Origin of the sequence: Corynebacterium striatum, from assembly GCF_016728105.1 — a bacterium.
Taxonomy (GTDB): Bacteria; Actinomycetota; Actinomycetes; order Mycobacteriales; family Mycobacteriaceae; genus Corynebacterium; species Corynebacterium striatum.
Map to the genome: position 1 here is coordinate 685575 of NZ_CP068158.1, position 17635 is coordinate 703209.

Genomic DNA, 17635 nt, shown 5'->3' on the forward strand with positions numbered 1-17635 from the left:
CAAAGAGAAAGCGGCGGTGGGGGAAGTCTCATAAACTTCCCCCACCGCCGCTTTTGGTGTTTCGCTTTTAGAAAAGCAATTAGCCTTTGCTTTTAGTGCTGTGGCAGCACAAAACCTGCGCCAACTCCGCCGCGACGGTTCATGTCTGCGAGGATTGCATCCATGTTCATAGCCACGGTTGGGTTGTGCAACGGGCCCTGCAATGGGCTGCGGCACTCCGGCAGGCCTGGGATAAGTCCGCGGGAGACCGTGCCGATGATCCGACCGTTGCTCATGACCGGTGCACCCGAATCGCCCACCATGGCGCAGATCTGATTGATTTGCACCTCGCGCGATTGCTGGTAGGTCACGCCACAGGTGGTACCGGTGGCAACACCAGTCTTGCAGGTCAGCTCGCCCGGCTTGGCAGTGCCGCCCAACTGCGTTGCGGTAACGCCATTGTAGGAACGAGAGATCTCTGCTTTGGAACCGAACTCGATCACGGTGTAGTCGAGGTACTCATTCTTTGCGGCGATGGTGCCCGTGGTTCCTACCTGCCAGGAATCGGCAGAAGAGACCGAGTCGCCCACATTGCCACAGTGGCCAGCGGTCAGGCCCACCTTGCGACCCGCCGCGTCAGTGCCGGCTGCGGTCAGGGTGCACATGGTGTCCTGGTTGACGTAGAGCGGCGTGCCCGGGCCATACAAGGACTTGCCGCGAGTCATGGCAGCGTTGGATTCCTCCGGAATGCGGGGGGCATCGAAGTAGGATGCTGGCACGCGGTGCAACACGTAGTCGTCGAATGGCTTAGCAGCCGCTACTTTGGAAAGAGCGTCATTTTTCCACACGTAGTTTGGGTCAGTGCCCTGTGGCTTAAACTCCGGCTGTGTTGCATTCTCGATCATCCCGATGGGATTTGGATTAGTCAACGGCTGCGCGTACTGCTGCGTGTTGTGTTCACGCGCAACAAACTGCTCTGTGGCGGGTTGCCACTTCGCAATTTCTGACTGCGCCTGCACGATCGCAGTGTTCACGTCACTGACCGCTTGGTTGACTGCGGCGGTCACGCCAGAGGCCGCACCAAAACGTGCGATTTCGCTGTTGAACTGGTTTAAAACGGCAGTGGTGACTGCGTCGGAACCCGTTGGAGCAGAAGCTGGAAGCTCTTGGGCGCCGGCCGTGGGGCTCGCAAAGAAAAACGCACCTACGAAAGCCGAGCCCACGATGACTTTCTTAAGATGCGGAATACGAATCATGAACAATTCCCTCAATCTATCTTGCTATTGGTCTAGCCTCCCACATACTGTCACGTGCCACCCCTACGTGACGCGCTCTGAGCGTTCTGTGTCCAAGCCGTTACCTTTTACACAGCCAGCGGGTGTACCCGCATCTTCAGACCCGAATCTCGCGCCAGAAATCAGTTTCCTCGCTATGATGTTGAGGCCCAATCTTGGCCTCGTTCACTGCCCCCAACCGTTCTCAAGGAACTCGACGTGACTCAGCTTCTCGCCTTCCTGGCTGATCAGCCTATCCTCCTTGTCTTTGCCCTCATCGGCGTAGGAATGGCGCTCGGCAACATCAAACTAAAAGGCGTCAGCCTGGGGGCTGCGGCCGTGCTATTCCTCGGCATTGCTTTTGCCGCGGCGTCGGCAAGCACAGGCAGCGCCGTGAGCGTGCCGCCCGTCATTGGCACGTTCGGCCTAGTTATCTTCGCCTTCGGCATCGGCAATAATTCCGGCATCGTCTTCTTCCAGTCCTTGCGCACCGCCACCGCGCCCGTACTATCCATGATTGCGGTGTTCATCATCGCAGCCATCGCGGCGCACACCGTGGGCACATACGTATTTGGGCTAGACATCTCAGTGATCGCCGGAACCTTCGCTGGGGCCATCACCAACACGCCCTCGCTTGCCGCGGCGGCGGAAGCCACCGGGGACGGTGCCGCCGCCACGGTGGGCTACGCGGTGTCCTACCTGTTCGGCGTAATCGGCATGATGATCGTGGCAACGCTCTTGCTTCGCGACGCCCCCAATGACACCGACAAGGCTGCGCCCGTCACTCGCGTGCACATGCAGATTACGCGCAAAGAAGGCATCAGCATCGCAGATCTCCTCGCGGCCGGGAACAACGAGGTTCAGGTCACCCGTTTGCGCCGGGTGGGAAGCAACCTCATCATCATTCCGGGCTATCTCGACGAGCTCAAGCCCGGTGACGTGGTGACGGTGGTTGGAACACCGAAGGACCTCGACGCCGTGTTATTGGCTGGTGGACGCGAATCTCCACAGATTTTGGACGATGACCGCCACGACCTAGATTTCCGCCGCATTACCATTTCTCAGCACCAGCTAGCGGGCAAGACCATCGCGCAAGTCAACAACGCGCTCAATGACCGGTGGGGAGCACGCATCTCCCGCATCCGCCGTGGCGACGAGGACCAGGTGGCCAACCCCGAGTTCCTCGTGGAGTTGGGTGACCGTGTCCGCGTGGTCGGACCCGCTGGCCACTTGAAGGCCATCTCCAAGTACCTGGGTGATTCCTCGCATGGCCTGACCGACATCAACCCGGTCGCGCTGGGTCTGGGCTTGGCTTTGGGTATCCTCCTGGGCCATATCGACATTCCGCTGCCGGGAGAGGCCACGCTCAACCTCGGCGCTGCCGCGGGTGTTCTCTTGGTGGCGCTCGTTATGGGCCGCATCGGTCGAATCGGCAAGATGATCACCGCTTTGCCGCATTCGGCAAACACCGTCTTGGCGGATTTGGGCCTCCTGCTTTTCCTTGCGCAAGCCGGCACCAACGCCGGCGGGCAGATTGCCGGTGCGTTCTCCAGCGGCGCTTGGTGGAAGATCCTGTTGCTCGGAATGCTTGTCACCACCATCGTCGCGGTGGGCATCGCGCTCGTGATGCACAGGATGTTGGGCAATGGCGCCACGAAGACTGCGGGCATCTTGGCCGGTGCGCAGACCCAGCCGGCAATCCTCGCTTTTGTGAACAACCGCACCGCCGCCGATACTCGCGTGGCGTTGGGCTACACGCTGGTCTATCCGGCGGCAATGATTTCGAAGATCCTTATCACCCACGGCCTTGCGCTTTTGGGCTAACTCGGCCGCTTGCAGCGGGTATCGTGGGGGCCACGATTATTCGGCCCCGGTTTTGCCTTTAAGGAGCGTTTTTAACGATGTCTGCTTTTGACCACGCCGTGTGGTGGCACGTTTACCCGCTGACTGCTTGCGGGGCACCCATCCGCGAGGAACACACCTCAGCCCCACGCCTTAAGCGCTTGGAGGCATGGATGGACTACGTGGTGGAGTTGGGCTGCAACGGCTTGTTGTTGGGTCCGATTTTTGCCTCCATGAGTCATGGGTATGACACCGTGGACTACTACCGTTTGGACCCGCGTCTAGGCACGGATGACGAGTGGGACGCGTTTGTCGACGCCGCCCATTCCCGCGGCCTGCGCATCATGCTGGACGGTGTGTTCAACCATGTGGGCGCGCAGCACCCGTTGGCCGCACACCCGACTGAAGACAACGCGGGAATGGTGCAGGAGTCCGGCTGGGAGGGCCACGAGCAGCTGCGTGAGCTCAACCATGCGGACCCGCGTGTAGCTGACATGGTCGTGGACATCATGTACCACTGGCTGGGCAAGGGCGCTGACGCTTGGCGTCTGGATGTGGCCTATGCCGTGCCCTCGGAGTTCTGGGCCACGGTCACTGAGCGCGTACGTGAGCGCTTCCCCAACGTTGCTTTTCTGGGTGAGGTCCTCCACGGTGACTTCGCGGCGATTGGGCGCGCGGGTCACCTCGACGCGGTCACAGCATATGAGTTGTGGAAAGGAACGTGGAGCTCCATTCATGACGTGAACTTCTGGGAGCTCGCCCACGCACTGGAGCGCCATGCCGAGTTCTCCTCCACGATGACGATGCAAACCTTCGTGGGCAATCACGACGTCAACCGCATCGCCAGCCAGGTGGGCGACGCCGGCGCGGTGCTGGCCGCCACGGTCTTGTTCACCGTCCCCGGCATGCCAAGCGTCTACTACGGCGACGAGCAAGCATTCCGCGGCGAGAAGGCCGAGGGATTCGCCGCCGACGATCCAATCCGCCCTCCCCTGCCGGAGAACCCCGCCGAACTCGCTGAGTTGGGCTGGTGGCTCTATCACCTCTACCAGGAGCTCATTGCTTTGCGACGCCGCAACGACTGGCTCACGCACGCCTTACTTGAGGTCCGCGACAAGGCCAACGAATCCATCACCTATGCCGTCACAACGCCTGAGCACGAGTGCTTGGTGTCCTTACACGCCGGCGATCACCATGCAGCCACGGTGACTATTGATGGCTACACCGAGTTTGAGTGGCGAGGTTAAAACAACAGGGCAGTGACGGCGAAAGGCCCGCCTACAGTTCCAGCGACTCGGGGGTTGATTCAGCTGGGCGGGCGGGGCTTTACTGCCCGGTACCCTATCCGGCGTTTCGGCCCTGCGTATGTCGAGCACATGAGACAATTACTCTCATGGCTGAGATGACACACGCGCAGCGTGTAAGTGCTGCTAGAGACTTCGCTGAGCGCTGGAAAGACCGAGGCGCTGAAAAATCAGATACCCAACAGTTCTGGATTGACCTGTGCTCCAACGTGCTTGGCATGGAAGACCAGACCACAGCGCTGCACTTCGAATCTCGCACCACCGGCGCTGGCTGGATTGACGTTGCTGTCCCCGATGCGAAGACGTTCCTCGAGCAGAAGGCATCGTTGCAGGCTGGCGAACTTATCGGCAAGCTGTACAAGCTACTGCACGAACAGAACGTTGGCCCAGACTCTGCCGCGTCGCAGCACGCGCTCAATGTCCTCTGTGTGCGCCTGATGTTCTGTCTGTTTGCCGAGGATGCAGGTATCTTCCTGAAGAACGCAGTACTGAACTACTTAGCCCCAGTCAACGCGCCCGCAATGCGTCTCGCGCTCAAGCGCCTGTTCAAACAGCTAGATACTCCCATGGATCTGCGTGACCCGTATGATGAACAGGCACTTGCGGTAATACCCTACGTCAACGGTGGCCTGTTCACTGATGCAAATGTCGAGATTCCCAACTTCGCAGATGAAATTCGTGAGCTACTGATCACCGAGTTGTCGGCGGATACTGAGTGGTCACAAATAAGCCCGACCATCTTCGGCGGTGTCTTCGAGTCCACGCTGAACCCCGAGACTCGTCACGCGGGCGGTATGCACTACACGAGTCCCGAAAACATCCATAAGGTCATCGACCCATTATTCCTGAACGCGCTGACTGACGAGCTGGCAAGCATCATCAACGAACCGGGCGTTGGTGCAGTCAAGCGGCGCAACAACTTGAAGCGCTACCACGACAAGTTGGCCGGTCTGACCTTCTTCGAAGCTTTCAACCCGACTTGGGTACAAAATGGCGGCGCACTCGCGCTCGCGACGTGAGTGGTCCAAATCCAGGTTCAGTGGTTCAACTGGATATTCGTTCAGAGATAAACAGTTTCCGGTAGTGGATATCTCCGTCCTTGCGTGGATAGTAGATCCAGCCGATGCTTTCCCAGAACTCATCAGCGCCTTCAGAGAAAGCAATCAGCGGCGTGCTCGCGTAGTGTTCGCGAAGCAAGGAAGCGAATTCAGCGCCAAGCCCGCGACATCTGGCCGTAGATCGAATTTCGAAGAACCAGATTTCCTTGGTAGGAACGTCTGCGTCAATACCGATGTAGCTGTCTGATAGTTGCCAGTCGGTGAGTGACGCGCGTCCCGTTTCGATTCCGTCGAGCAAAAGCTGCACGTAGTCAGTGCCGCCCAGAGTGTCGTCTCCTACTCGATCAACGTTGCTGTGCCACCAGTCATCTCGAAATCCTTCATCACCAAACGGGAAGGGAGACTGAAAGTCCACTTCCTGCACGAGGAACCGTAACTCAGCATTCTCCATAACCACAGAATAATGCCAACGCTCGTCGGTCGCCTGCTGGTGGCTTCCTTGAGGACGTCCAGCGCCGCCAAGAGGAACTGGTAAATCTGTGGGGTGTATCAAGCTTCTTGAACACTTCCTGTTGAGGGGAGAAGAACAAGGACATGGCATCAAGTAAGCGTCGAAGGTTCAGTGCCCAGCTCAACTAGAAAGGCCAAGCCTGTTCGGTAGGGCTGGTGGCCCATCTGATGCGGGAACTCGGGCTGGCAGCCATCCAGCCGCGCAGCTACCGTCGCCCCACGATCACCGACGTGGAAGCGGAGGTCTTCGACGGCCTCATCGCACGCGACTTCGCCCCCTAGCACCACACCCCCGGGGCAGCGCTGGTCGGTGACATCACCTACCTGCGCACCGGTGAAGGATGGCTCCACCTCGCCACCGTGATCGATCTGGCCGCACGCATGGTGATCGACTGGCAGATCGCCGGGCATATGCGCACCAGCCTCGTCAGCGACGCCCTCGAGATGGCGCGCATCCACGGCGGCGCCCTGCCCGGGGAGATCTTCCACTCCGGCCACGGAGCCCAATACAGTGCTGGAGCGTTCACCGGCTACTGCCAAGCGCATGGGTTTCGCCAGTCGATGGACCGCACTGGGGTGTGCTGGGACAACGCCGCCGCTGAATCGTTCTTCGCGGGCCTGAAGAACGAGGTGTATCACCAGCAGGTGTTCCCCACCCGCGCCCGAGCATGACTCGCGGTCGCGGACTACATCGAGGTCTTCTACAACCGACGCCGTCGTCACTCAACGCTCGGCTACCGCACCCCGAGCCAAGCATGGACCGACCACCACACCGTCACCGGCGAGACCCTCGCCGCAGCGGCCTGACCAGAGAAAGAACACTAGGAACTGTCCACAATCCTTGACCCAGCCCACACTTCGACGATGCCGAGTTTACCGAGGACCCCGAACGCGGCGCCCCTGTACCGCCCGCTGCTGAATGCGGTGGTAACGATCGGCATCATCATGCTGCAGTCGGCCTCATCCCGAAGTTCACGCTCGGCTTCTTCTTGACAATGGCGATGATGAGTCTCAAGATTTGGGGTCGCGCATCGCTCGGTCATGGTCTTGGCGGCACTCCCAACGCAATGGCAAATATGGATGCTCTCAACCAGCGATTTGGGGTGCGTTCCGAACGTGCGTTCCTGATCGTGCCGTTGGCCGGCGCAGTGCTCATTGACATCGTGGCGCTGCCGTGGATTGTGTTCTGTATGAACTGGGTTGAGTAACGCCAGCAACCGCCCGCGCGGATCGCGCCCCGGTGAACTCAGCGGAATACCTAGCTCCCCCGGCCGAGTCGCCACCCGGTTGCCGCTTCCTGATGCTGCCAGAACGCTGCGAATCGGCCACCCGCCTGCGCCAGCTCAGCGGGTGCACCATCTTCCACCACTCGACCGCCGTCCAGAACAATCACTCGATCAACGTGCTTCAGACTGCTGAGCCGGTGGGTCACGATGACACTCGTTTGTGACCGTTCGTCTTCGGCGAAGGCGTCATTGATCGCGGCTTCATTGTCGTTATCGAGGGCACTGGTTGCCTCATCAATCAGCAGCACTGGCGCGGGTTTCAGCAGCGCCCGCGCAATCGATACGCGCTGTCGTTCACCACCAGAAAGCGCGGTGCCACCCTCCCCCACTCGCCCAGTGTGGGTCTCCACCCGATCAGCAAGCAGTCCATCGATTCGGGCCGCCCGCGCTGCGTGTGCCACCTGAGCGTCATTCGCTTCGGGATCACCGGCGAGGACGTTCTCGCGAATGGTGCCGTCGAACAGGTACGGCTGTTGGAACACAACGCTGACCAGTTCCCGTTTCGATTCCGAGTCGAGCTCACCCACTGCGACGCCATCAAAGAGCACGTCGCCGCTTGTTGGTTGTTTTAGCCCGGCGATCACCGAAAGCAGCGTGCTTTTCCCCGATCCCGAAGGGCCGATTATCGCGGTGGTTGTACCCGCCGCAAACTCCAGATTGATGCCGCTGAGCACGGGCTGATCGGCAGCGACACTGACGCACACATCGCGCAGTTCGATCGTGGGAGCGTGCTGGCACCGATGCGACAGCCTGCCGCTATCGGCAATGGGCGCTTCAAACACCGAGCGGATCTGTTGCAGAGTGTTCACCACCGATTCCACACCCGACGAAAGCTCCGCGAGCACGGTGAACGGTTCGAGGTAGCGGACAATAACCACGATCACCGCGATGGCTTCAGCAGGTGATAGCTGACCGTGAATGGCGAGCACCACCGCGGTTGCGGCCAGCAAGATCAGGGCGAGTTGGCTGGCCACGCCGAACACGATCTGGCCGGGTAGCTGGAACACGAGTTGCCGGAGCATGGAGCGGCGCTGCGCCGCGAGCGCCTGCCCGGCGCGTCCCTGTTCAGCGTCGACGCGACGTGCCGAGCGCAGTACCTGTTGCGTTCGCGCGAATTCGATGATGCGTTCTGAGAGCGTGGTGTTGGCTTCCGCTGCCACCGCATCCGACCGTTCGCCAAGTCTGCGCGATGCAACAAACGCTCCCAGCAGTAGTGGCACGCCTGCGAGCGCTGCCAACCCGAGCTGCCATTTCACGAACAAGAGGGCGAGCGCGATCATCAACGGCATGATTGCGGCGCTGATGAATGGCCCGATGAAATAGAGCACGAGCCCCACGAGCGTGGGCCCGGTGGCGGCGATTGCCTGTCGCGCCGTGGCGGTGTTAGTGGCGGTGAACCAGTCGAGTTCCACCGCTGCCAAACGTTTCGAGACGGTTTCCTGACCGGTGTCGAGCAGCGCAAACCCAGTGCCAAGGCCGATACGCGAGGCGACGGTGGCGATCACATAATCGCCGCAGACTACCAGTAGCAGCATCCCCACCCACGGCCAGGCTGTGGCGGGATCGGCACCAAGCAGCGACCCCAGGACAGGGATCAGCAACACCACCGCGAGCGCGCGGGCGATGACGCTCAGCAGCGTGAACCCGATAAACCCGAAGAACGCGCGGCGGCGATCGATCGGGATGAGGGCTAATAGTGTGCGGATCATTACCGACTCCCTTCCACGATTGGGTCTGTTGTGGGGTGACCAGCGAGCCACAGCCCGTGATAGTGTCCCCGCAGCGCGAGCAGTTCGTCGTGGGTGCCGGTCTCAACGATTTGCCCGTCGTTCAGCACCACGATTTGGTCGACCCCGGTAATCGTGTGCAGTCGGTGTGCGATCACCAGTACGGTGCGGTCGGCGGTGAGTTCGTCGATCGCCGCTTGCACCAGGTGTTCCGACTCTGGATCGGCGAATGATGTGGCTTCGTCAAGCACCAGCACCTCGGTGTCGGCAAGGATGACACGAGCAATCGTTACGCGCTGCTGTTCGCCGCCCGAAAGCGATACCTGTTCGCCGTTGCGGGTGGCGTATCCGTCGGGCAGTGCGCTGATGCGATCGTGAATCTGTGCTGCCCTGGCCGCCGACTCGATCTGTGCATCGTTTGCGTCCGGCACCGCAAGCGCAATGTTTTCGCGCAGGGTGCCGTCAACAAGTTGCACATCCTGCAGCACGAAGCCGATCTGTCGGTACAGCTCGTCGGGTGAGAGCCGGCGCAGGTCGCGGCCACCGATAGTGATGCTGCCGGTGTCGACATCGTAGAAGCGCGCCAGTAGCGCGGCCAGCGTCGATTTACCCGACCCGGATGACCCGACCAGTGCGGTCACCGTCCCCGGTTCGAGCGTGAGCGACACGTTCTTGATCACCGGCAGCCCGGGGAGGTATCCGAATGTGACGTCGTCGAATACCACTCGGCCGGGGGTATCGACAGCTTCGTTTTCGGGCGCGGGCAGGGTGTCGAGTTCGGCTTCTTCGAGTGTGGTGTTGATGTGGCGGGCGGCAAGCAAACCGGTGCGCAGGTCGCCCAGTCCGTAGCCGATGCCGAGCAGTCGGGTGCCGAAGGTGGGTGCGAGGATGAGGAACGGCAGAATCGCGAGCGGTTCCATGATGCCGATGCTGATGAATAGGGCACCAAAGACCACAGTCAGCAACAGGAACGTTGTGGGCCGAGTGACCAGGTCGAGGAAGGTGCGGTATTTCGCGAGTGGTCGCTGCCAGTCGGAGAGGAAGGCAATGTATTCGTGCAGCCGTTTCTGGAAGTGTGATGCCGTGGCACCACCGAACACTCGAATGACTGGCTGCCCTTCCAGATAGGAGTTGGCGGCTGTGTTCATCCGTTCTACCCAGCGCATCGATTCGGCGGCCTTCGGCCCCGATTTCACGACCATCACTGCCATCACTGCCAGGTAAGCAACAACCGGTAGCAGCAATAGCAGCGCTAGCCGCCAGTCGACAATGAAGAGGTAGATGAATACGGCAATGGGGGCGGTGATGGCGGCTGCCGCGTCGGGCACCGCGTGGGTCACCAGGTAGTGCATTGCGAGCGTGTCGTCTTGCACGAGTTGCTTGACCTGGCCTGAACCTCGGGCGGTGAACCAGCCCAGTGGCAGGCGTGCGAGTTTATCGAGCAGTCGCCGGCGCAATGTGTATCCGTATCGCGCATCAACCCAGTGCAGCCAGGTAGTGAGTGCAAGGTTGAGGAATACGCCTGCACCCAACAGCACCGCGGCCCAGATGCCGAGTGCGGTGAGTGTGTCTGTGGATGCGCCAATGAGCAGTTGCCGGGCCAGTTCGGTGAGGAGCACAAAGGGTGCGAGCTCGATGAGCGTTACCAGCACCTGAATAATGGCGGCGGCGATGATCGTGGGTTTGAGAGGCGCGAGGAGTTTACGGCCGCCCGTTGAGTGCCAGTTCCCGCGGGGCACCTCCGCTGTCGTGGTCGGCTCGGGTGCCGGCGCTGATTCTACTTTCGGAGCCGATTCGGTGGTTGCGGCCTCCGCGGTAGTGGTGTCGAGCGGCATCGGCTGAGTTTTGGAGCGGTTTTTGCCGAATGCGCGTCCCCAGTACCAGTAGGCCTGCGCGGTGATCTCTTGTTTTGGGAATCCAAAATCATCCCGTAGCCGCTTACGCAGGTGTTTGAGGCTTCCCGATTCGGTGGCCAGCCAGGCCGCCCAGTTCGACCAGTCTTGAGCCGCAATCGAGTCGGCGAGTGAGGTCTCGTCGGTGCGCTGCACCCAGTGAATCTCCGCGCGTGGATGCTGCGCCAGGGGAATATCGCGGTCGGTTTCGCGGGCTTGTTCCAGATACACCTCGGCTGGAAGCTGCGGTGGCAGTTCGCTAAGGATGGCGTTGATGGCGGGGATGGATGCGGCGTCGCCGACGATGAGGTAGCCGGCGGGGAGTTCTTCAGGAACCACGAACTCTTTTGCCCCCAGCGAGGTGACTGAAATTGTCTGCCCCGCTGTCGCGTTCTTTGCCCATGCTGAGCCGGGACCCGCGGGGGTGTGGAGCAGCACGTCAATCGCGAAGGTGCCGGTTGCGGGGTCTGCCTCACTGACGGTGTAGGAACGCTGTTGTTCGACGTCCGGTTGTTCCGGGTTGGGGAACCAGAATCGTAGATAGGCGGTGGGCCCGATGGCTGCGTCCTGCAGGAGGGTTTCGGAAACGAACCAGATGCGCAGAAAGTCTTCCGTTAGGTTTTCCACGCGGGTCACGGTCGCTTCATGGTCTGTGGCTCCGTAGGCACGCATGAGCACCCCGGAGAAGCCGCGTTTTGCCATGCAGAGTCTTCTCTCTTTGGATTTCAGGCGGGTGCTTATCGGCTATTCGCGGGGCAGCCATCGAGCCGCTCAGCGCATCCCCAGCACCCAGCATCCGACTTAGGTAAGGCTACCTTATATTTTCTGCGTGTAGAAAGCAACATCACCTCGCACCTGCCAGCTACACCTAACAAACCGCATCCGGCAAGCGCACTTCCCCCATTACGTTCTAAGTAGTTCCACCGGAGGGCTCCGAGGATTCATTTCGTAGTCCTCTAATCGGGGCGGGTTATGTTTACACCGTTACCTCATTCCCTTCGGGACTGGAGGAACTAGTCGCCGGCTTCGGCATGGCGCTTATTCGCCCTGTTAAGAAAATGATCCGGGGGGGGTGATGCCGCCGAAGACAGTGACATACTCCAACAGCTCAATAGGAACCTGATCCACGCCACTAGTTGATGTGAGATCTCAAAGTAATGTGGATGCCAGCACGAAGTATGTCCGACCAACCCCCAGCGACGAAGCAGATTACCGCCTTTCTATCGCTAGGAGTACCACCATGACATACCGCTATCTCATCGGCATGGACATCATGCAAATACTTCCACCACGCCTGCGTCCTAGATGAACACGGCACCCAAGTCCTGTCCAAGCAAGTCAACCAACACGAAACATCTCTACGAGACCTCTTTGCTCATTCATCGGCAAAGTCGACCAGCCCCACTACGTGCTAGTTGTCCTTGACCAGCCCAACAACAACGGCCAACTCACCGTCGCTATCGCCCATGCCGGGCTGAGCCTGCCGGAATCACCGCGCATGGTTGACCGTGTCGATGAAGTCTTCCTCAAACTCAAGATCCTTAACGGTATTGATGAAGATCTCGCCAGGGCATACACCCGACTGATTAACCAAATACGCTCAGCACTGGTCGGAACCTACCCTGAGTTCGAACGAGTTCTGCGCGGGCAGGTCATCCACCGCACATGGATACTTCACCTACTCGCCAAGTATGGCGGACCCACCAAGATCCGCAGACTCGGCAATGCCAGAGTCAACGTCTTCGCTAGACGCCATTGGGCACGGAATCCAGAAACCATCGTTGATGCCATGTGCGCAGCGTTCTAGAGCCACTGCAGTTTTGGGCCGCGGAACGGTGGGGTCGGCGGCCAAACGTGCACAACTGCCAACGAAGCCCACCGGCTCTGCTCTGGACGCGGCTTCCTCGTCAGTTACGCAGATCCAGCGGGCAAAGCAGGACGCCGCGGAGCCGGCACCTGCCACAAACACGACGCAAGGCCCTGCGCATCGCGCCGAGGGCCGACGACAGAAGCTGAAACATGCACAACTGCCAACGAAGCCCACCGGCTCTGCTCTGGACGCGGCTTCCTCGTCAGTTACGCAGATCAAGGCTTAGGGGACATTTGGGCATGCAGACAAAATTACCCTAGCAACGATTTCGCTGCTAGGGCATTAGAAGTTGGTAGCGGGGGCAGGATTCGAACCTACGACCTCTGGGTTATGAGCCCAGCGAGCTACCGAGCTGCTCCACCCCGCGTCGAGATGTACTTCTAAACATCTTGCGCTTAACGTTTACGGCTAAAGCTTTTGCTAACCGCTCTCGTTGGCGACTCATGTAACTATACACACCAAAGGCCACACACCCAAATCCGCTGGGCAGGTGGCCTTTAGTATGTTTTCGCTATGGCGCGCTACTTGGACTGCAGCTGCTTGTAGGATGCAACGGCCTTGTCGAGCTCGTCGAGGGCCTTGCCGTACTCCTCGAAGGAGCCGTTGCGGGCCTTCTCCACGTTATCGAGTGCGGTGTTGATTTCGTCGATTGCTTCAGCCTCGTTGGACGCAGCAGGTGCAGATGCAGGTGCGGAAGCCTTGCCATCCTCGCCAGACTTCTTGTCATCCTTCGAGTCGCTCGGCGAGTTCTTCACAGTGCCGTCGCCGTCGATCTCCGTGATGTCTTGGGCTGCCTTCGGATCAATGCCCACTTGGTCGAGAGCCTCACCAATGGTCGGCGCATAGCCCACGCGGCCCTTGTAGGAAACAAGTACACGCAGCAGCTTCGGGAACGCAGACTCTTGGTCCTTGCGCTGCGAGTAGATCGGCTCTAGGTAGAGAATCTCACCATCGCCCACCGGCAGTGCCAGCAGGTTGCCGTTGGTCAGGTCGTTCGAACCCTCCCACAGCGTGCGGTCACGAGCGACCTGGTCAGAAGACATCATGGCGTCTTGTGCCTGCTTCGGACCCTGGGTTTGAGTGTCCGTCGGCAGCACCTTGACGGTGATCTTGCCGTAGTTCTCCGGATCCGAGGACACAGCCATGTGCGCGGACAAGAACTGACGGTTCAGGCCACGGTAAGACGTGATGAGCTGGAAGCTTGGCTTACCGGTCTTCGGGTCAGAGGCCATGACGTAGTACGGCGGCTGGTTCAGACCTCGGGCTTCGCCAGCGGTCGGGTCTTCCGGCACGGACCAGAATGCGTCGTTGTTGAAGAACACGCCTGGGTCAGAAACGTGGTACTTAGCCAGCAGGTTTCGCTGCACCTTGAACATGTCCTCCGGGTAGCGGAAGTGGTTGCGCAGCTCGTCGGAGATTTCAGCCTCCGGCTTCACCACGTTCGGGAACACACCCTCCCATGCCTTCAAGACTGGGTCCTCGGTGTCAAACTCGTAGAGATCAACGGTGCCGTCGTAGGCGTCGACAGTGGCCTTGACCGAGTTGCGGATGTAGCCCACCTGCTCGTTGATGAGACGCTGGTTGGTGCCATTCGGGTTCTGGGTGTCCTGGGTGGTCTCAGTCAGCGAGGTGCGCTGAGAATAAGGCAGGGAATCCAGGGTGGTGTATCCGTCGACAATCCACTTGATGCGGCCGTCGATAACAGCCGGGTAGGTAGCGGAGTCAGTAGTCAGCCATGGAGCAACCTTCTCCACGCGCTCGCGCGGGTCACGGTCATAGAGAATCTTCGACTCGGAACCAACGCGGTCAGAAAGCAGCAGATTCATCTCCTGGTACTTCAACGCATATGCGGTGCGGTCGAAGAAATTACCGATGTGCACGCCGCCCTTACCGTCATAGGTGTAGGTCGTGGAATCGGTGTCATACTCAACCGAGTCGTTGCCGGTCTTGCCCACGATGGCGTAATCGCGGCCATCCTGTGCGCTAGCGATGACCGGGCCGAAGTAGATACGCGGCTGGTCAACCTTGATGCCCAAGGACTTCTCTGCGTCCTGGGTCTCGCCCTCGCCCTCGTTCTCCTTGCCCTGCTGGGTCTGTAGATCGGAGACCGTGAAGATGGGGAAACCACCACGCGCGGAACCTGCATCTCGGGCAACCTCATCCACGGTGTTCGCCTGCGCAGCCACGAAGCCGTTGCCGTGCGTGTACACGGTGTGGCGGTTCAACCAGTTCTGCTGGTTGTCCTGCAACTCGTTCGGGTCGAGTTCGCGGGCTGCGACCACAAAGTCACGGACCTGGCCGTCAATGGTGTAACGGTCCATGGCCAGTGTCTCTGGGAAGCCATAGAAGTTCTTCAGCTGCTGCATCTGGGTAAAGGTCGGGGCAATGATGTCCGGATCCAGAAGACGCAGGTTAGAAATCGTCGAGGTGTCCGCCGCGACCTTGGAGTCGGAGACATCGCCTGCGCCCCAGTTCTCCTCGTAAGTCACGTTCTCGTCGGTGAGCCCATAGGCGTAACGGGTGGACTCGATGTTGCGAGAAATGTACTCCGCTTCCTTGGCCTGGCGGTTCGGGGTGACGGAGAAACGCTCCATCATCAACGGCCAAGCCTGGCCAATGATAAGCGAGGACAGCAGCATGAGGACCACAGCAAGCGCGGGGATGCGCAGGTCCTTAATAACCACTGCCGCAAAGATGGCCACGGCCACGAACACGCCGATGACCATCAAGATGATCTTGGCCGGCAGGTACGCGTTGATGTCGGTGTAGGAGCCACCGGTAAACAGCGAGTGCTGGTTATACAGCAGCTGGTAGCGGTCGAACCAGTAGCCCACAACCTGCAGGATCATCCACAGGCCGGCGGTGACAGCAAGCTGCAAGCGAGCCGGGCGCGAGATAGAACCGCGCACACCAGCTGCGCGATTGCCAATGCGGATGCCGCCGAGAATGTAGTGGCTAAACAGCGCCAACAGGAAGCACACCATGAGCAGCATGGAGAACGCGCTGACCACGATGTTCCATACCGGCAGCTGGAACGCGTAGAAGCCCAAGTCACGCTGGAACTGTGGATCCTTGACGCCAAAGTCCTGGCCGTTGAGGAAGAGCATGAACTCGCGCCAGGAAGCCTGGCCCAGCAGGCCAGCGACCGCACCCACCAAGATCGGGATGACCTTGAGGAATAGGCCCATGGTCTTTTCAATCGAGCGGCGGTATTGGTACACCGGCGAGTTCAGGTCGCTGAAGTCAATGCTGTCTGGACGGCCCCGCCACGCCACGAAGCCGGCGGCGAAAACCACGCCCCCGGCAACCACCGCAAAGAGGATAAACAGAACAATGCGCGCTACGAGGGTCGTGGTGAAAACACCACGGTAATCAATTGCGCCGAACCACTTCCAATCGGTATAGAAGCCCACCAACATGGGGCCTACAAATAGAAGAACAGCAATGATAGCGACAGCCCAAGAGAGAAGCCGGGGCGGGCGCTTCATTGGGGCAGCGGGTTGGGAAAGTCCAGAGGCCAACGCCAGCTCCAATCAAAGTCGTGCGAATATAAGCGGTATAGTCTTCCAGCTTAGGGAAGCAATACACAGTTAACGAATAAGGAGTCCTATGAGTTCCCCCGAGGTTTCTCAGCCAGCATTAAACAAAGCCATGCGTGAGGCGGTCGAATTCGTGCACGCCGAGGGCTGGGATGCACCCCCAACTTTGTTTGCTTTGGTTCCCACCTCACTGGTTGCTGACCAACTAGCCGAACTCAACGAAGAGGATGCCTCTCCCCTAACGCTCATTGTCCAGGACAACATTCCAGACAACATCGAACCAGGCTCCGAGCAACTCGCTGACTACGTGGCGCGCCTAGCGTGGCCGCACGAGGTCGCGGGGGTCGTCTTGGCACAGGAGATCAAGTTCCGCGATACCTCCGCATCTGTGCTTGGCGACGCCGCTCCTCGTCCCGCTCGCCTCTTCTCCGGCGTTCTTCGCGAGGAAGGCGTGGAGCTTACCCTGCTGCAGCTGCGTCCCACCGAGGAAGAGCTGGAGGCAGCTGGCCCATTTGCGGAAGATGACATCCAGCTGCGGGGCGGCCCTGAGGTTGCCCCAGGCGTCATCGCTGCTTTGCGCTACGGACTGGAACAAGATCCGGATGAACTGGACTAAACTGTACTTTTAAGTATTTCGAAAAACTAAAGGAGTCTCCTCGTGCGATTTGCCTCGCTAACCCGCTCAGCCCGAGTCGCGGCAGCCTGTGTGGCTGTGACGTGCGTGTTAACGGCCTGCGGCGACAAAGAGGAGGCGCCTGCTCCGCAGGCCCCCGAGACCACCGCCCCGGCGAAGGTAACCCCGGCGAAGGAGACGTCGTCAAGCGCAGCTCCCACCACCGAAGAAAGCGCGGAGTCCAGCACCGAATCCGCCACCAGCAAAGCCGCAGAATCAGAATCTGCTGATTCTTCCGCCAGCGCAACCGCGAGCGAATCCGCCAACGAGAGCGGAAGCGCAAAGACGGACAAGAAGCTGGCAAAGCCAGTGGAAGAGGCCTACAAGACTTTCGGTGAGCTCATCCCAGTGGAGATCTTCCAGCAGTTTGACCGCTGCGACCCCAACGGTGTGGAGGACTCCTATAACTGCTCGGGTTCCAAGGTGGGCCAGTTCCAGTTCTTCAAGAACAAGTCGAAGGCCGCGCAAACCACACAGGTACTCACTGAGCTGCGCTCTTCCCGCGTCATCAAGGATGAGGGCGACCGCGTCGTCGGCTGGTCCATGCTGGGCAACACCGCTATCTTGACCGTGGTGGACAACAAAGAGGGCCTAGTGATGCAGCAGATGATCTCCACCGATCAAGATGATCCTGAGGACCGCCTCAAGGAGCTTGGCCTTATCTAGTCTGCGGCCTGGCTT

The 17635-nt window shown here is 59.8% G+C and carries 13 protein-coding genes, 1 tRNA gene and 1 pseudogene; 9 read left to right on the forward strand and 6 right to left on the reverse strand.

The window, feature by feature from the left end; translation table 11 throughout:
- Positions 1-92: 92 nt before the first annotated feature.
- The gene (locus I6I72_RS03205) at positions 93-1235 is read right to left on the reverse strand and encodes a S1 family peptidase (RefSeq protein ID WP_049151692.1); all 1143 of its coding nucleotides are present in this window, start codon (positions 1233-1235) and stop codon (positions 93-95) included.
- A gap of 237 nt (positions 1236-1472) precedes the next feature.
- Here I6I72_RS03205 and I6I72_RS03210 point away from each other — a divergent pair, with 237 nt between their 5' ends.
- The 3 genes from I6I72_RS03210 (at position 1473) to I6I72_RS03220 (ending at position 5418) form a co-directional block, all read left to right on the forward strand.
- On the forward strand, positions 1473-3077 hold the full coding sequence (locus tag I6I72_RS03210) for an aspartate:alanine exchanger family transporter (protein WP_049062499.1): 1605 nt from the start codon (positions 1473-1475) through the stop codon (positions 3075-3077).
- 77 nt (positions 3078-3154) lie between these two features.
- A complete protein-coding gene (locus I6I72_RS03215) occupies positions 3155-4342 on the forward strand; it encodes an alpha-amylase family protein (RefSeq protein WP_049062500.1) in 1188 nt (395 codons plus the stop codon).
- Positions 4343-4488: 146 nt separating this feature from the next.
- Positions 4489-5418, forward strand: coding sequence for a type IIL restriction-modification enzyme MmeI (locus I6I72_RS03220; RefSeq protein WP_201807467.1), 930 nt, complete (start codon positions 4489-4491; stop codon positions 5416-5418).
- A gap of 25 nt (positions 5419-5443) precedes the next feature.
- Here the strand turns inward: I6I72_RS03220 and I6I72_RS03225 are convergent, their stop codons facing one another.
- Positions 5444-5908, reverse strand: a complete 465-nt coding sequence (locus I6I72_RS03225) for a hypothetical protein (protein WP_005528239.1) — start codon at positions 5906-5908, stop codon at positions 5444-5446.
- A gap of 383 nt (positions 5909-6291) precedes the next feature.
- Between I6I72_RS03225 and I6I72_RS13955 the strand changes: the two genes are divergently transcribed.
- The 3 genes from I6I72_RS13955 to I6I72_RS03235 all read left to right on the forward strand — a co-directional run bounded on the left by I6I72_RS13955 (position 6292) and on the right by I6I72_RS03235 (position 7175).
- Positions 6292-6639 (forward strand): DDE-type integrase/transposase/recombinase, encoded by a 348-nt coding sequence (locus I6I72_RS13955; protein WP_248630680.1) that lies wholly within the window; start codon positions 6292-6294, stop codon positions 6637-6639.
- Between the two features lie 18 nt (positions 6640-6657).
- Entirely contained in the window at positions 6658-6774 is a 117-nt protein-coding gene (locus I6I72_RS13960) for a hypothetical protein (RefSeq protein ID WP_366556958.1), read from the forward strand.
- A 197-nt stretch (positions 6775-6971) separates the two neighbouring features.
- Positions 6972-7175: a sodium/glutamate symporter gene (locus tag I6I72_RS03235; protein ID WP_034656582.1), complete on the forward strand. Its 204-nt coding sequence runs from the start codon at positions 6972-6974 to the stop codon at positions 7173-7175.
- 50 nt (positions 7176-7225) lie between these two features.
- On the opposite strand, the gene I6I72_RS03240 is transcribed toward I6I72_RS03235, so the two are convergent.
- Together I6I72_RS03240 and I6I72_RS03245 are read right to left on the reverse strand one after the other, a co-directional pair.
- A complete protein-coding gene (locus I6I72_RS03240) occupies positions 7226-8962 on the reverse strand; it encodes an ABC transporter ATP-binding protein (RefSeq protein WP_005528232.1) in 1737 nt (578 codons plus the stop codon).
- The gene (locus I6I72_RS03245; protein WP_100619423.1) at positions 8962-11574 is read right to left on the reverse strand and encodes an ABC transporter ATP-binding protein/permease; all 2613 of its coding nucleotides are present in this window, start codon (positions 11572-11574) and stop codon (positions 8962-8964) included. The genes I6I72_RS03240 and I6I72_RS03245 overlap by 1 nt, the downstream gene beginning before the upstream one ends.
- A gap of 538 nt (positions 11575-12112) precedes the next feature.
- On the opposite strand from I6I72_RS03245, the pseudogene I6I72_RS03250 reads away from it, so the two are divergent.
- Positions 12113-12673, forward strand: a pseudogene (locus I6I72_RS03250) (IS110 family transposase); the annotation flags it as partial.
- Between the two features lie 359 nt (positions 12674-13032).
- On the opposite strand, the gene I6I72_RS03255 reads toward I6I72_RS03250, so the two are convergent.
- Positions 13033-13109 (reverse strand) — tRNA-Met (locus tag I6I72_RS03255).
- A gap of 154 nt (positions 13110-13263) precedes the next feature.
- Positions 13264-16230, reverse strand: coding sequence for a UPF0182 family protein (locus I6I72_RS03260; RefSeq protein ID WP_201807470.1), 2967 nt, complete (start codon positions 16228-16230; stop codon positions 13264-13266).
- A gap of 121 nt (positions 16231-16351) precedes the next feature.
- On the opposite strand from I6I72_RS03260, the gene I6I72_RS03265 reads away from it, so the two are divergent.
- Positions 16352-16897 carry a PPA1309 family protein gene (locus tag I6I72_RS03265; protein WP_005528215.1) on the forward strand — a complete coding sequence of 182 codons (546 nt, stop codon included), beginning with the start codon at positions 16352-16354 and terminating at the stop codon, positions 16895-16897.
- A 42-nt stretch (positions 16898-16939) separates the two neighbouring features.
- Positions 16940-17620, forward strand: coding sequence for a hypothetical protein (locus I6I72_RS03270; protein WP_049158711.1), 681 nt, complete (start codon positions 16940-16942; stop codon positions 17618-17620).
- The last annotated feature ends 15 nt before the right edge of the window (positions 17621-17635 follow it).